The 15,007-nt window shown below is 62.0% G+C and carries 11 protein-coding genes; 6 read left to right on the forward strand and 5 right to left on the reverse strand.

Translation table 11 applies throughout. The annotated features are described in order from the left end of the window. Positions 1-357: 357 nt before the first annotated feature. The 5 genes from AC07OT_RS01005 to AC07OT_RS01025 all read left to right on the forward strand — a co-directional run bounded on the left by AC07OT_RS01005 (position 358) and on the right by AC07OT_RS01025 (position 5,127). Positions 358-2,583: a cytochrome P450 gene (locus AC07OT_RS01005; RefSeq protein WP_495107161.1), complete on the forward strand. Its 2,226-nt coding sequence runs from the start codon at positions 358-360 to the stop codon at positions 2,581-2,583. Then, a complete protein-coding gene (locus AC07OT_RS01010) occupies positions 2,580-3,377 on the forward strand; it encodes a class I SAM-dependent methyltransferase (RefSeq protein ID WP_495107162.1) in 798 nt (265 codons plus the stop codon). Before AC07OT_RS01005 ends, AC07OT_RS01010 begins: the two co-directional genes overlap by 4 nt. Before the next feature lie 73 nt (positions 3,378-3,450). Beyond that, positions 3,451-4,008 (forward strand): isopentenyl-diphosphate Delta-isomerase, encoded by a 558-nt coding sequence (idi, locus tag AC07OT_RS01015; RefSeq protein WP_495107163.1) that lies wholly within the window; start codon positions 3,451-3,453, stop codon positions 4,006-4,008. Between the two features lie 124 nt (positions 4,009-4,132). Beyond that, entirely contained in the window at positions 4,133-4,474 is a 342-nt protein-coding gene (locus AC07OT_RS01020; RefSeq protein ID WP_495107164.1) for a hypothetical protein, read from the forward strand. 158 nt (positions 4,475-4,632) lie between these two features. Then, entirely contained in the window at positions 4,633-5,127 is a 495-nt protein-coding gene (locus AC07OT_RS01025) for a hypothetical protein (RefSeq protein ID WP_495107165.1), read from the forward strand. A 5-nt stretch (positions 5,128-5,132) separates the two neighbouring features. On the opposite strand, the gene AC07OT_RS01030 is transcribed toward AC07OT_RS01025, so the two are convergent. After that, positions 5,133-7,346: a multiheme c-type cytochrome gene (locus AC07OT_RS01030; protein ID WP_495107166.1), complete on the reverse strand. Its 2,214-nt coding sequence runs from the start codon at positions 7,344-7,346 to the stop codon at positions 5,133-5,135. Between the two features lie 172 nt (positions 7,347-7,518). Here AC07OT_RS01030 and AC07OT_RS01035 point away from each other — a divergent pair, with 172 nt between their 5' ends. After that, on the forward strand, positions 7,519-8,190 hold the full coding sequence (locus AC07OT_RS01035; RefSeq protein WP_495107167.1) for a DUF3313 domain-containing protein: 672 nt from the start codon (positions 7,519-7,521) through the stop codon (positions 8,188-8,190). A 3-nt stretch (positions 8,191-8,193) separates the two neighbouring features. On the opposite strand, the gene AC07OT_RS01040 is transcribed toward AC07OT_RS01035, so the two are convergent. The 4 genes from AC07OT_RS01040 to AC07OT_RS01055 all read right to left on the reverse strand — a co-directional run bounded on the left by AC07OT_RS01040 (position 8,194) and on the right by AC07OT_RS01055 (position 14,950). Then, a complete protein-coding gene (locus tag AC07OT_RS01040) occupies positions 8,194-9,168 on the reverse strand; it encodes a DUF3829 domain-containing protein (RefSeq protein ID WP_495107168.1) in 975 nt (324 codons plus the stop codon). Then, positions 9,165-10,712 carry a J domain-containing protein gene (locus tag AC07OT_RS01045; RefSeq protein ID WP_495107169.1) on the reverse strand — a complete coding sequence of 516 codons (1,548 nt, stop codon included), beginning with the start codon at positions 10,710-10,712 and terminating at the stop codon, positions 9,165-9,167. Before AC07OT_RS01045 ends, AC07OT_RS01040 begins: the two co-directional genes overlap by 4 nt. A gap of 43 nt (positions 10,713-10,755) precedes the next feature. Beyond that, a complete protein-coding gene (locus AC07OT_RS01050) occupies positions 10,756-13,248 on the reverse strand; it encodes a spermidine synthase (protein ID WP_495107170.1) in 2,493 nt (830 codons plus the stop codon). Between the two features lie 115 nt (positions 13,249-13,363). Further along, complete coding sequence (locus AC07OT_RS01055; RefSeq protein WP_495107171.1) at positions 13,364-14,950, reverse strand: arylsulfatase; 1,587 nt, start codon at positions 14,948-14,950, stop codon at positions 13,364-13,366. Positions 14,951-15,007 lie beyond the last annotated feature (57 nt).

Consider the following 15,007-nt stretch of genomic DNA (forward strand, 5'->3'; position numbering starts at 1 on the left):
CCCATCGAAAGCCGATTCGTCATACGCAGTTGCCAACCCATTCACCAGAGCAGTTCAAAAAGCGGTGATTACCAATCACCGCTTACATGCCGAGCTGAGTCGTCCATACCTGTAAGAAATGACAGTATATTTTGAGTCAATGCACGTATCTAATCCGCACGGATGAGGGACCAATACACCTGTCCACTATGCGGGGGTTTTTCCTGGGGCGAACTCCGACAATTCTCATTTCTCAAGATTTGAACTTCGAGCAAGATCGGGCCGGCTGGAAAATGCTCCCGGTGATTTCACCGGCTACGCGGCTTGGCAATAGCCGCCAAGTATCTCTTACTGGAAGTTGATTCAAGAGGACACATCATGGCAGCGGAACTCCTGGAAGGCGCTTCCGGCACCCCCTACGGCGGTCCTTTACCGACGACACAGCTGGTTATTCCCGAGATCCGGCTTCCTTTCGCCAGCCCGCCACCGCGCTCCGACAGTGAACGGTTGCGCACGCATGCTCTCGCCTGGGCCCAGCGGTACGGATTGATCGGACGCCGCGGTGCGCATCGATTGAGCACTACTGCGTTGCTCGACCTGGGAATTGCATTGTGTGGGAGGGCACCCACAGACCACGCCGAGCTTCTGGTGTGCTGGTATCTGTGGGCGCTCACCCTCGATGATCGAATCGATGACGGCCCCTGGGCGGAAAACGGTGCGCTGGATCGTTTCATCACCGCAGTGCAGGCGTTGACCGAGAGCGGCGGTGCTGATCCGTCAAGTGAAACCAGCCGATTCGATGATCCGATGCTCGTTGTTCTGGTCGACGATCTGTGGCCTCAGACCAAGTGTTTGGGCACCGGCCATTGGCGGCATAGGCTCGTGGGACATTTGATCCAACATCTGCGTGCGCAGGCGACGTTGGTACGAGGGCGGGAAACCGACACGGCGTTCACGTTGGCCGAGTACCTGCCTTTGCGCCGGGACTCTTTCGGGGCGCTGTTCTTCTTTGATCTCATCGATGCGGCCGAAACGCTCGACCCGTACGAGAATCCAGCGGACATCGAATGGTGGAACACGCTGCGTGAACACGCTGCCGATATCATCGCCTGGACGAACGACATCCATTCGATTGCCAAGGATGTTGTGTGCGGTGAGCGCTTCAACCTGGTGTCGATACTGGCGGATACCACCGGCACAGACTGGCCTGCCGCGATTGAGTCTGCCCATCAGATGGTGAACACGGCGGTTGCGCAATTCACTGCGGTCGCCACCCAGCATGCAAACCAGCGGCGGTGCGCCGCGACCGACCCGGACCGACTGCGTCAGGTTGTCCGGGCGGCGGGCGACTGGCACCAGAGCGTTTCTCGCTATCACCTGCAAACCGCCGACGCGTCGGCGAAGGACCACCGGAAAGTCGACCTGAAACTGACCCCGCCGACCCTTAAGTCCCGGCTGTTCGAAATCGACCCGTACCCATTGTATGAGCGTTTACGTACCACGTTACCGATCGTTTACGACGAGCCCTCCGATGTGTGGCTGGTCAGTCGGCATGTGGATGTCAAAGCCGCATTGACCCATCCTGGGGCGAGCAATAACAACTACAGTTGGCAGATCGGACCGCTGCTGGGACACACTATTGTCACGATGGACGGGTGCGAGCACGCTCAGCACCGAGCGCTGCTTAGCCCTTCGTTCCGCAGCAAAGCCCTCACAGCGCTTGAAGCATCCATCACCTCGGTGACCACAGACCTTCTGGCGCAGATGCACGGCCGACCTCAGGTGGACCTCATCGCCGATTTCACCGCAGCGCTGCCGGTGCGGGTGATGGCTCGTGCGCTGGGTCTCCCGGCTGAAACCCGCGAGGAGGTGGCGCGGCTAAAGCGTTGGTGTGCCATCGGCTTCGCTTACATGGGCAATTATCGACAGGATCCGGCACTGTTGACCGGCGGGTTATCCAACCGAGACAGTTTCTACGACTTCATCCAGCCGCATATCGACGCCCGCCGTGCAGAACCCTCAGACGATTTGATCTCGCAACTCCTGGCTGCGCAGATTGATGGTCAGCCGTTGCCCGAGACGTTCGTCCGGTCTTACTGCGCAATCCTGATGACGGCGGGTAGCGAGACCAGTCACGGTGCGCTGGCGAATCTCATCGTCAACCTGTTGGACGAGCCTGGCGTCAAAGAGGCGGTGATCGCTAATCCAGACCTGATGGATAATGCGCTCACCGAAACCCTGCGACGCAACCCCCCTTTGCAACTCGTACTCCGGGAGGCCCGTGAGTCGCTGCAACTGCCCTCGGGAACGATTCCTGCGGGCGCGACCCTGGCTTGTCTTATCGGTTCGGCCAACCGTGATCCGGATCAATTCACCGACCCGGACACCTTCAATATGTTGCGCACCGAACAGGCGAGCAGTCATTTCGCCTTCGGCGCGGGTCGTCACTTCTGCCTGGGATCGATGCTGGCGCGGATGGAGATCACGATCAGCGCCCGCATGCTGCTACAGGCCTTTCCTAACGTGCGCTGGGCTCCAGGGTTCAAGCCTGCCGAACGTGGATTCCTCAATCGCTGCCCTGATCAACTGGAGGTCGTACTTTGACCACTATCGATTCCGCCGAGGAAACGGGCTACACCAGCAGTTATCTTGCTGATCAGCACGCCGGCCAATTGGCACGGCTACGCACCTTGGAACGTGCGTTTGACCCGTTGAGCCAAGCGGTTTTTGATCAACTGGATCTTCCGCGCAAGCCTGCCATCCTCGATCTCGGCGCCGGTGCTGGATCGCTCGCCGGCTGGCTGAGCAAGCGATATCCCGATGCGACGGTCACCGCCACTGATATCGACACCCGATTCCTTACCGGTATCCCGGGCATTAGGGTGATCACCCATAATGCGGCGACCGAGAGTTTTCCTGCCGCCTCCTTTGACGTGGTGCACGCTCGGGCGCTTCTGTGTCACCTCAGCGAACGCGAAGACATATTGACACGAGCCGCCACCTGGGTCCGCCCGGGTGGTTGGCTGGTGATCGAGGACGTGAGTCTGCAACCGAGCTTGAGAACGGCGAACCCGGTGTTCCGAAAAGTAGCCCAGGCCGGAGTCACCCTCCTGGAGCGGACCATTGGTTCCGACATGCTCTGGGCCGATACACTTCCCGACCGATTACGTGAACGGAGACTTTCCAACGTAGAGCATCGCACCCTCGAAGGCAGAATCGGTGACAACAGCCCCGCCGATACCTTCTGGGCTGCAACCACCGCACAGGCGGGGCCAGCGCTGCTGAAACTTGAGTTACTCACTCAAGACGACCTTGAAGCCATGGCCAACCTGCGTGCCGATCCAGGCTTCAATGACGCAGCTTTGACGTTCGTCAGCGCCTGGGGACAGGTCCCCTGACTTGGGTAACCCTTGCACACAGGCAACAGTGTGCGGGGGAGGGCGTGGGTAATTGCACCGAGGGGAATACAGCATGACCAATGATGTAGTGTTAGTTGACGCACACGATGTACAGATCGGTATCTGTGACAAATACGCCGCACACTCGGGAAAGGGAAAGCTTCATCGCGCATTTTCAGTGCATCTGATTGACAGTCGCGGGCGTCACCTGCTGCAGCGCCGTGCAGCAGGTAAAATGCTCTGGCCAGGTTTCTGGTCAAATGCTTGCTGCAGTCATCCGGCATCTGGAGAGGCTATTCTGGATGCGGCGTCCCGTCGTCTGCGTGAAGAACTGGGCATCTCTGCCTCCTGCCGTTTTTTATATGGTTTTGAGTACCATGCGCACTTTGGTTCAATCGGTGCGGAACACGAATTTTGTCATGTATTGGTTGCGCAATCTGACGCTGTGATCTGCCCGGCAGCTGAAGAAGTCAGCGAGATCAAGTGGTGGACGCGAGCCGAAATATCAGCGCAACTTTCAGAGTCGCAAGGGCAATTCACGCCTTGGTTTCGAATGGAGTGGCATCGTCTTTTATCGGAGCACCCTTCGTTCGATACACCGGCATTGCAGATCTGCCCGGAGGAGAATTAGACACCGTCAGGACACGTATAAACCTGTTACTTCTGACAGTAGACGGCAAGTAATTTGGCCTTGTTAATAGAGGCCAGGCCTGCGCCTTGGAGGCTTGGTCCATTAACATGATGAGGATTGCGTAATGCCAAATGTATACAAGTTTATTAGCTTCGATGGACTGCCTGCTGCGGTGATTACCCATACCGAGAAAGAGCTCATAGTCACCGCGCCGGCGATTCGTGGGCTAGAAAAGGGACAGGAAGTGGTGTTCTTCTTTCGCACGCATCTGGGGCATGGCATTGCCATCTACCTGACCCTGGAAGAAGGCAGCTTGAAGCAATCCATGGAAGTCGTGGTTGATAAGAGCAAACTTCCCAAATCGAGGGAACTGCACATCGACTACGGCGCCTACGTTAGTCAGCACGCGGTTCACCGTTCGGCCGTGGCGTATTACCCACCCCATGAAACCGCAGCCCAGGGCTAGCACATCAACCGCACCGTCCATTGCAGTCACATTGAGGCCGGGAGTTCATCCAGCTGTAAACGACGACCCGTGCCTCAGGCTGGTGTTTAGTCATACGCCGAGCGGCCGCTTCTGCCATGATCGGGCTTTGTTACGTGGCACACCCAAGGAAATCCGCAATGGACGATGTACAGCAACTGGGCGAGATGCTTCGTCACTACGCCGATAGCGAAGCGCACAAGAAGCAGCAGTTTGATGTGCAGTCGGCCCGTTGGGCGCAAAAGCTCGACGCGTTGTTCGGGCAGATCGAGCAATGGCTGGAGCCGGTCAAGACTGTCGGCCTGCTGGAGGTGCACCGTGAAGCCTATGTCGCCAGCGGGCCGGGCGTACCGGTGGAGACCTCGACCTTCAAGACCGAAAAGCTGCTGGTGCAGATCACCGGCAAGACCGTGGAGTTCGTGCCTGAAGTCATGGGCGTGGGCGGCTTGATCTCGGTGTCGGTGATGGGCTTGACCGCCGCCCGCCACGGCAGTGTGTCGCTGGTGCTGCCGGCCGACAAAAACGACTGGCTGTGGAAGAAAACCAATGGCCTTAAAGACCCGGACACCTTTGGCTTCGACGCCAATTTCCTGGCCTCGCAGTTGCAGAGCCTGATTCCGCGCGAACGCGGCTGAAGCGTCTACTTCAGCGCCGGGTCGCCAGGGTTGAGTTGTTTCCAGTCCAGCATGACCCGTTGCGCCCTGGGTTCCTGGCCACTTTCCAGGTAGTACTGGATCAGCGACAGCCGCGCATTGCGGTGATACGGCTGACGCTGGAGCACGTCTTCCAGTTGCTGGCAGGCCTGCTCGACCTCGGCGCTGTCATGCAAGGCCACTGCCAGGACAAACCCATACTGGGCGTTGGCCGGGTCCAGGCGCGCGGCATTGCGCAGGTAGCCCATGGCTTCTGCGGCAGCGCCGCTACGTATCAGCATCAAACCCTGGGTGTGTTGCAACAGCGCGGCGTCGGGATGCTCGGCCAGTTTCCGGGTGATCAGGCTGCGTGCTTCTTCGGCGCGACCATTGGCTTCCAGCCACTGCGCCAATGTGACCAGCGCCGGGAAAAAATCAGGATCGCGCAGCAGGGCAGTGCGTAGCTGGGCCTCGACCTTGTCATGACGGCCGCTGGCCTGGTAAAGCATCGCCAGGTTGAGGTTGGCTTCGGCGCGTTCCAACAGGCTCGACTGCACCTGCTCGTACTCGGCGATCGCCTTGCCCCAGGCCGCACCCTGGCCTGGCACACTCAACAGATCGCGCGCGGCGAGGATGCGCACTGCACGCACCGGATCCTCGAGCAAGGGGCCAAACAGCGCGACACGTTCTGCTGGCGGCAACAACGCGCTGACCGCGCGCACGGCACTTTCGCGCACTTGCGGGGCGGTGTTGGCCAGGTCCTTGGTCGCCAGTCTCAGCGCGTGTTCACTCGGATAGTTGGGCAACTCCATCAGCATCGTTGCGCGCTGGATCGCCGGCAGGTTGCTGCGCGCCAGCTGATCATGCAGGGCCTGGGCGGCACCCGGCTTGCCGCTGCGAATCACCGCCATGCTGTCTGCGTAGCTGGGGGCGCGCAGCACATCACGCGCGCCGGCGGGGATGCTGAAACTGTGGTCGTGCCGGAAGTCGTTGCCCATGTAAAACTTACCGGGCATATGACAATCGACGCAGAACGAACCGGGTTGGCCAGGCGGCAGTCGTGTGTGTTCGATGGACGCGTAGTCTTTTGCCTGCAAGCCACGTCCGTCCACCGTGGCGATCGGGGTCTTGCCCGCCGGGTTATGGCACTGCAGGCACACTCCATTGCCCGGTGCCTTGAGTTCAGCGCTGTGGGGGTTGTGACAATTGCTGCAGCGCACGCCTTTTTCGGCCATTTTGCTTTGGGCGAAGGAGCCGTGTTCAAACACCTCATCCTTGATCTTGCCGTCCAGGGCATACAGCTCACGGGTCAACACGCTGGGCAGATAGTCGTCCATCAGGCGCTTGCCCACGGTGAACCCATCGCCCAGGGGCGCACGGCGTGCGTGGCAGCGCGCGCAGGTTTCGAGTTCGACGGTGGCGTCCTTGTCTTTCAAATCCACGGCAAACCCGGCGTGCACCGCATCAGTGTTTTTGGCGGTCCACTGCAAGTGATTGGAGGCCGGGCCATGACAGGCCTGGCAGCCCACGCCAAGGCTGTTCCACTGGCTGTCGAAGCGGTTGTTGACCGCATCGAAGTTACGCTTGTAGCCGGTGGTGTGGCATTCCACGCACATGAAGTTGGCGTTCTGGCTGGGTTTGCTCCAGTGCAACGGGTTCTTGAAGGTGACGCCCTGGCCCGGATAGAGATGAAACCAGCGGCCTTTCTGTGTATCCCATGCCACGCCCAGGGCCTGCAAGCGACCGTCGCCGACTTCGAGCAGATATTGCTGCAACGGCGCGATGCCAAAGGTGTAGGCCACCTTGAAGTCGGCCGCCTTGCCATCGCTGCCCGGGGTGTTGACCCAGAACTCATCGCCCCGTTGATAGAACCGCGTGGTTTCACCTTCGGCACTGAACGAGGCGTTGTTGAAATCCGCCGGGACCGTCTGCGGCGTGGCGGGCTGCATCGCCAATTGGTGGTGTGAGCCTTGCCAGTCCCTGGCCTGGGCCTGGTGGCAGCCCTGGCACTGTTGTTCGTCTACCCACTGTGCAGGCGGGGGGATGACCGCCGGCTTGGCCACCACCACGGGCGCCGGAGCCGGTAACCGAGGCGTACTGGCCTGGAGGAAAAACCAGATCCCGGCCATGGTCACCAACAGCAGCACAATCAGGACGGGGTACAGGTAACGACGGGATGAGTCACGGTGGGGTACGACAGGTGCTGGTTTGGGCTTGGGCATTCCGACTTCCGCTGTCTTGATGCATGGACGCTCTACGGCGTGCTTAAGCTTCGTGCAGCTTTGACGCTGGCCGCAGTCCTGTCAAACAGGCAGGCGAAAAAAGCGCTATCTCGCCAGGATTGGCTATACCTACAGCTCAGTGTTCCGATGATGATCGCCAGGGAGTTCAATGATGAAACACAGGCTATTGATCAGCACGTTGTGCCTCGCCTCAATCGCAATGGCAGGCTGTGCCAGCAAGGTTACGCAACCGGACGAGTACTCGGGTTTTCTCTCCAACTACAGCCAGCTCAAGGAAGCCAAGTCACCGTCGGGCGCGGAAGTCATGCGCTGGGTCGATCCCAAGCTGGACCTCAGTCGCTACAACGCGGTGTACATCGAACCGACCCAGTTCTACCCCAAGCCCCAAGCCACCTCGAAAATCCCCGACAGCACCCTCAATGGCATCAACGCCTATTTCAACCAGGCACTCAAACGCGAACTGGGCAAATCATTGCCTCTGGCCAATGCCCCCGGTCCTGGCGTGATTGTGGTGCGCGCGGCGATCACGGCGGTGAGCAGCAAGACCGAGGCCCTCAAGCCGTATGAATACATTCCGGTTGCCCTGGTGGCGGCTGCGGTGAGTACCGGCACCGGCATCCGCGACCAGGAAACCACCCTCGGCACCGAGGCGCAGTTCCTCGACGGCGCCAGTGGCAAGGTGCTCGCCCAAGTCGTGCGCAAAGGCACCGGCAAGCCACTGGCGAACGACTCGCAGGTGATGAAGGCCGACGATGTCAAAAGCGTCATTGATGGCTGGGCATCGGACCTGCATCAGTCTTACCTGAAGCTGAAAAAGCACTGACGCTTAAAACGCATTCCTGGCCGGTTTGTTGTAGTAGCTGAGCAGGGCATCGTAGCGGCGGGTGACGAGGTAATAGTCGTCACTCAGTTGCTGCGGTGGGGCGTGTTCGTGCCAGTGTTGGGTGAGCGTGCGCAAGGCTGACAGGTACGCGTCGGCCGGCTCGTTCAGGGTGTACCAGAGAAAACGGGCTTCTTCGTCGAGCTTGCCGCTCGGATGGGTACGCACATAGGCGCGGGCGCTGTCTGCCGCCTGTTGCACGGTGTCGGCCAAGGCTGCCACGGTAGGCGGCGTCAGGCTGGCGTTGCGCATGCCTTGCTCGATCTGGTTCACGGCCTGGCGCGCGGCGATCATGTAATTGAGCACCTGCCAGTGCATGTCCCGGCCGAAGCGTGCCTCTATCAACGCCAGCTGCGCCGGGCGCACCGCCATGTCGGCCTGCTCCAGCGGCGTGCGCAGGGCGGTCGAGGCCGCCAGGTAGTCCTGGCCTTTCTCGGCCAGTTGCAACGCATACTGTTTTCTCACGGCTTCGACGAGGATTTGCTGCGCGGCAGACGCCCACTCCGGCAGCGTGACCCGATCAGCCAACGAGGTGAAGCTGTTCAGGCTGGCCGCGTAGGTCGCGGCGGGCCCGAGCAGGGGGCTGTCGGGTTGCTGGCGCCGCAGTTTCAGGGTGTACAGCTCAGAGCAGACCGACGCGCGGATATAGCGGGCATCGGGCTCGCTGCGGTCGCCGAATTTATCGTAGCTGCGCACTTCCTCCTGCCCGGTACTCATGAAGTAGTAGGCCAGGCGTGTTTCCCGATCGACGCGGTTTACGCAATCAATGATCGGCGCAATGGCGCTGGCCGCCGCGGTGTAGGGGCTGTCGCGCTGGTCGAGCCACAATTGCGCGTATTGCAGCGGTTTGGTGGCGCCGGCCACGCCGAGCAAGCCCAGGCCGAGCACCAGGCTGATAGGCACCAGCCATTTAGGATTCATTGCGTAGCCTCCTGACCATACCACTGCGCCTCGGTGGCGGGCGCCTGGCACGCGGTGTCGGTGCGCGGCATGCGACTGCACAGGCGTTCGGTCCAGGGTTGCAGGCCCTGGTTGCGGGTGACGCGGTGCTGGCTGTCGAGCAGGGCCAGGCCCGCGTACAGCGCAATCCCCAGGATCACCAACAGTGTCATGCCCAGTGCGGCCCAGCGCGGATTGCGCGCGGTCCACGGGGTGTGGCTGTTCATCAAGGGTCGCTTGATCACGCCGATAAGCGCCAGCACCGCCACCAGTGTCAGGCTGGCAAGCGGGCTGAAGATATACCCCAGCGTGGCCGCGAGGATCAGTCCAGGCAGCAGGTCCCGTATCGGCAACAATGGCAAGTGCGTAGGGCTGAGCCAGCGGGGCAGGCGTTGACTGAGCTGCTCATCCAGCACGCGGTACTGATGGGCCAACGGGCGCCAGGCCTGCCAGGCCACGCCGGCGCCGATCACTGCGGCGAATGCCCACAACACGCCGTAGCCCAGCGTCGGTACCACGTTGCCGGCCAGGGTTTCGGCCTTTGCCAGCGCGCCGACCAGGCAACTCAACACCAGCGCGACGAGCCACGGCCAGGTGTCCATCGCCGTGTCCCAGCCTTGCCAGAAATACACAGTGCCGCCGGGCATCGCCTCGGCTTCGGCCACGTGGTCGGCGTAGATGTCGGCACTGAGCGCCTGGCAGGCTTTCCAGTCGTGCTCGTTGAAGCGCTGGGCGAAGGCACGCCGCTGGCCCAGGCTCAGCGGTGCCAGCAGCAACCGCGCGGCCCGTTGTTGCGGGGTGTTGGGGGCTTCGGCCGCCAGGGCACGCTGGCGTGCCATGAAGATTGGCGCTTGCTGGCGCCGCAACAGCAGCGTCCACTCGTCTGCCGGGCAGTCATGGCCCGCGCCGCCGTGCCAGTGCTGGCCGGCGCAGACTGCCTCGAATACGGCGCTCGACCAGTAGTGACTCTGCGCCAGCAGCCGCGCCAGCCACTGGTTGAACCACTCGGCATGTGGGTGATTGTTCACCCAAGGGTGCTCGTCGCCCGCTGCATAAGCGGCCAGGAACCCCGCCTCATCCTTGTGCTCCAGAGCCTCGCGCAGCGGTTGCTGCAAGGCCGCGCGGTGCTTGCGCTCGAGCTTTTCGACCAGCTCGGCGGGCAACTCCAGGCGCTGCCAGGCGGTCAGCCAGTTGAACGTTTCAAAGGCCCAGCGCGTGTCTTCGGGGTTGAGGTCGCCCTCGATGTCGCGCAACAGCAGGTGGATTTCGAAGTGCAGCGCGCCGCCATTACCGAGCGCCGCCTGGTAACGCTCGGCCAGGGTCTCGCCATGGGTCTCGATGACGACTTCGTCGGCTTCCTGCGGGTCCTCGCTCCACGTCAGCGCGGCCTCATAGGCTTCGCGCAGGCGCTGGAAACCCTCGGGGTCGTCATCCGGCCGGGTCTTCTTCAGCAGCGCAGCGTAAGTGCGCTTGATCGTGCGGCTATCGGCATCCGGTGGCAGGCCAAGGACATTCCAGCAAGTCATGTGCGGTGCAACTCCCTAAACAATCGCGCGCACATTACCTGTTTTACGGGGTGATAAACCAGCGGTAGTAGGGGTTGGCGCTGTCCTGCTGCAGCACATCGCGAATATCCCGGCCCCAGGCGTCACGGTCGCCATCATAGGCATGCAGGCTGGCGCGGTAGAACTGCAGCAGCCGTTGCTGCTCGGCCGCCAGAGTGCGGATGAAGGCCGCATCGGCGTTGACCAGCGGTGCGGGCACGCGCAGGTCGAGCAACGCCGGCAGCACCCGCGTAATTTCTTTGCTGCGTACCCACGGCGCGTACTCGATGCGCGGTTGGTCGTCGGTGACCGGCAGCGCATCGCCGGCAAAACGCTCGAGGCCCTCGTGATCGGTGACCCAGGTGGCGAGGAGCGTGGCGGCCGAATCGATACCGACGTCAGCCAGTGCGCCGCTTAAACCCGGTTGCGCGAACCGTTGGCGAATGCGCTCGGCGTCCAGTTCGATGGGCTCGTGGGAGCCCACCAGCAGCATCTCGTGGAATTCGCTGGTCCACAGCGAGGCGTAGGGGAACACGTTGAGAAAACTGCGCACCAGCGCGCGGGATTCGTCGATGTTTTGCGTCGGCAGCGGCAGCCACTGCGCCAGCAGGCCATGTGTGTCCAGGCGCGTGGCTGCCAGTTGGTAGAAGTCCTGGGAATACAGGTTGACCACGCCGGCGGCGGAGGGCGGTGGTGGCTCCAGGGTGATCAGGTCATAGGTCTGCGGGTTGCGCAGCAGCTCCTGGCGACCGTCGCGCAGGCGTACGTCCAGGGCCGGATCACGGCCGGCGTCGAAATTGCCTTTGAACAGCGACGCGGCCTGCACGACAGATGGCAGCAACTCGGCCACCACCCGCCGTTCCAGCCCCGGGTAGCGCAGCAGAGCACCCGCCGTGATGCCGGTGCCAAAGCCGATCACCAGCGCCGACTTGGGCTCGGCGTTGTGAATCAACAGCGGCAACAAAGCCTGGATGCGCATATAGCGCAACGACGGCATGGCATCACCGGTATTGGACACCCCTTGGATATACAAGCGCTGGAACGCCCTTGCACCTTGGCCCTGGGTGACCACTGCGACCGTCGCGCCACGTCCTTCCTGGTAAAACGCCACGCTGGCATTGCGCGCGCCGGGCAGCAGCTTGGCGAGCCGATCCACCGGCGTCAGCAGCGCCACCGCCAGCGACACCAGCGCCACTGCGACCACGGCCTGGCGCCGGCCTTTTTTCACGCCATGGCCACGGCGCACCGCCAAGTAACCCACGATGCCGGCGACCACGGCCAACAGGCCCAGGGTGCGCACCAGCCCCAGCCAGGGAATCAGCACAAAGCCGCACAGCATCACCCCGACAATCCCACCGAGGGTGTTGAAGGCCACCACCTCACCGACATCGCGCCCGACCTGCTGGTTGCCGACACTCAGGCGCAAGGCCACGGGGAACGCCGCACCGAGCAACAGCGTCGGCACAAACACGATGCACAACGCCGCCAAGGCAAAACGCGCGCTCATCCCGGGCAACTCACTGCCGCCCAGGCTCAACACCAACGCCTCGGCCTGGGTTTGCAGCAGCACCAGCCAACGCCCGAGCAAGGCGATTTCCAGCAGCGCCACCAGCCCCGCGCCGGCAATCAGCAGGCCGAAGACACCCCAGGGATCGCGCAGGCGCTGCACCCGATGGGCCATCAACTGGCTGCCGATAAACAGCCCGCCAAGGTAGGTGGCCAGCACCACGGCAAACGCGTAGGTACGGGTGCTCATGAACTGCACGATGGACTGCGACCACACCACTTCATACCCCAACGCCACGCCCCCGGCGATGGCGTACAACACCAGTGCCAGCCGCGCCGGCTGCACGCGATGGGCCGGCGGCACCCGCGCCGCCACCGGATGACGCACCGACAGCAGTGCACCCAGCGCCGCCACCAGGTTGAGCAGCGCCGCCGCCAGTGCACTGCCGCGTACACCGAGTTGCGCGATCAGCACAAACGCGGTCAGCAAGGTCCCGGCAATCGCGCCCGCGGTATTCGCCGCGTACAGGCGCCCACCGGCCTGGCCCAGGTCCTTGGCGTCGATGTTCAGCGAACGCACCAGTACCGGCAGCGTGCCGCCCATCAGCAGGGCTGGCAAACCGACCAGCAGGAACGGCAGCGCCCAGGCCAGCAGGCCGATGTGCTGCTCCAGCCAGGCGAACGGTTCAGCTGCCATGCCCAGGGCCAGCGTCGCGCCCACCCCGAAGACCGCGACCAGCAATTCAATCCCGGCATACAACAACAGCGGCCGCGCAAAGCGGTCCGCCAGGCGCCCGAACAGCAGCCCGCCCAAGGCCAGCCCGGCGAAAAACGCACTGATCCCGGTGGTGATCGCGTACACCTCCACGCCGACCACCAGCGACAGCTGCTTGATCCACAGCACCTGGTACACCAGGGCGGCGCTGCCGGAGATAAACAGGAGGAGGGCGGGAATGAGGATTGCGGCGGACGAGGTCACTTCAATGGGCTTGCTGGCGGTGCGTGAGGTCATTGCCGAATTCCAAGGTAAGCGCAGGAACCTGTGGGCGCACGCAAGCCGGTGCCCACAGTGATCTCCAGTGATTAACAGAATGTGCCCACCCCATGCGGTGAGCACAGTGTTACCGCTAGCCCGCAGGCGCGGCCTTCATCTTCGCCTCGATTTTCTTGTCCACCGCTTCGCGTATCTGGTCGATGCTGAAGCTGGCCGGCTTCTGGCTGGGCGGGTACTCGATAAAGGTCTCGAGGAACTTCGCCGATTTGGTCACCGCCACCGCACCGAGGTAGACGTTCTTGGTGCTCCAGTCGTAATACTGGTCGGAGACCACGTCTGCGCGTTCATACGGGTCCATCCTCAGGTTGAAGATCTTCGGCACCCGAAGCTGCACGAACGGCTCGCTCCAGACGCGGAAACCACCCGGTTGGCGCTGCTCGGCGAACACTACTTTCCAGTTGTCGAAGCGGACCGCCACCAGCGCGCCGTCATCGTTGAAGTAGAAGAACTCGTTACGCGCGCCCTTGGGTTGCTGGCCGGTGATGTACGGCAGTTGGTTGTAGCCATCCAGGTGCACCTTGAAGTTGGTGCCGCCTGCCGTCGGCGCCCAGCCCTTGAGCAGCTTGTCCTTGACGTCGCCATCACCGGCGGCGGCCAGCAGGGTCGGGAACCAGTCCAGCCCCGAGACCATTTCGTTTGACACTTCACCTGCCTTGACCTTGCCCGGCCAACGGATGATCGCCGGCACCCGGTAGGCGCCTTCCCAGTTGGAGTCTTTCTCGTTGCGGAACGGCGTGGTCGCCGCGTCCGGCCAGGAGAACTGGTTCGGCCCGTTGTCGGTGGTGTAGACGACGATGGTGTTGTCGGCGATTTTCAGCTCGTCGAGGGTTTGCAGGAGCTTGCCCACATCGCCATCGTGTTCGAGCATGCCATCGGCGTACTCGTTGCCGGGCATGCCGCTTTGGCCCTTCATCGAGTCACGCACGTGCGTGAATACGTGCATGCGCGTAGTGTTCATCCACACGAAGAACGGCTTGTTGGCTTCGGCCTGTTTCTTGATGAACGCCTGGGCCGCCGCGGTGGTTTCATCGTCGATGGTTTCCATGCGTTTGGTGGTCAAGGCGCCGGTGTCTTCGATCTTGCCGTCGGCGAAGCTGTGGATCACCCCGCGCGGCGTGTTGGCCTTGACGAACTCCGCGTCGTCCTTGGGCCAGTAGGGGCGCTCGGGTTCTTCTTCGGCATTGAGGTGGTACAGGTTGCCGAAGAACTCATCGAAACCGTGGTTGGTGGGCAGGTATTCGTCGCGGTCACCGAGGTGGTTCTTGCCGAACTGCCCGGTGGAGTAGCCCAGCGACTTCAGCGCCTGGGCGATGGTGATATCGCGCTTTTGCAGGCCGATTGGCGCCCCCGGGATGCCCACCTTCGACAGGCCGGTGCGCAACGGCGTCTGGCCAGTGATAAAGGACGAGCGCCCGGCCGTGCAGCTGTTCTCCGCGTAGTAGTCGGTGAACATCATGCCTTCTTTAGCGATACGGTCGATATTCGGGGTCTTGTAGCCCACCACGCCCATGGAATAGGCGCTGATATTGGTCTGCCCGATATCATCGCCGAATATCACCAGGATATTCGGCTTGTCGGCGGCCCAGGCGGATGCCGAGGCCCCCAGCACCGAAGCCGCCACCAGGGCGAGCTTCGGCAGCCACTTACGTATGCGAGTCATAAGACTTGCTCCTTCTAGGGCTTGAGTCGCATTGCCTGCGACCAACGTTTTTTACAG

Source organism: Pseudomonas sp. GW821-FHT09C10 (genome assembly GCF_059418085.1).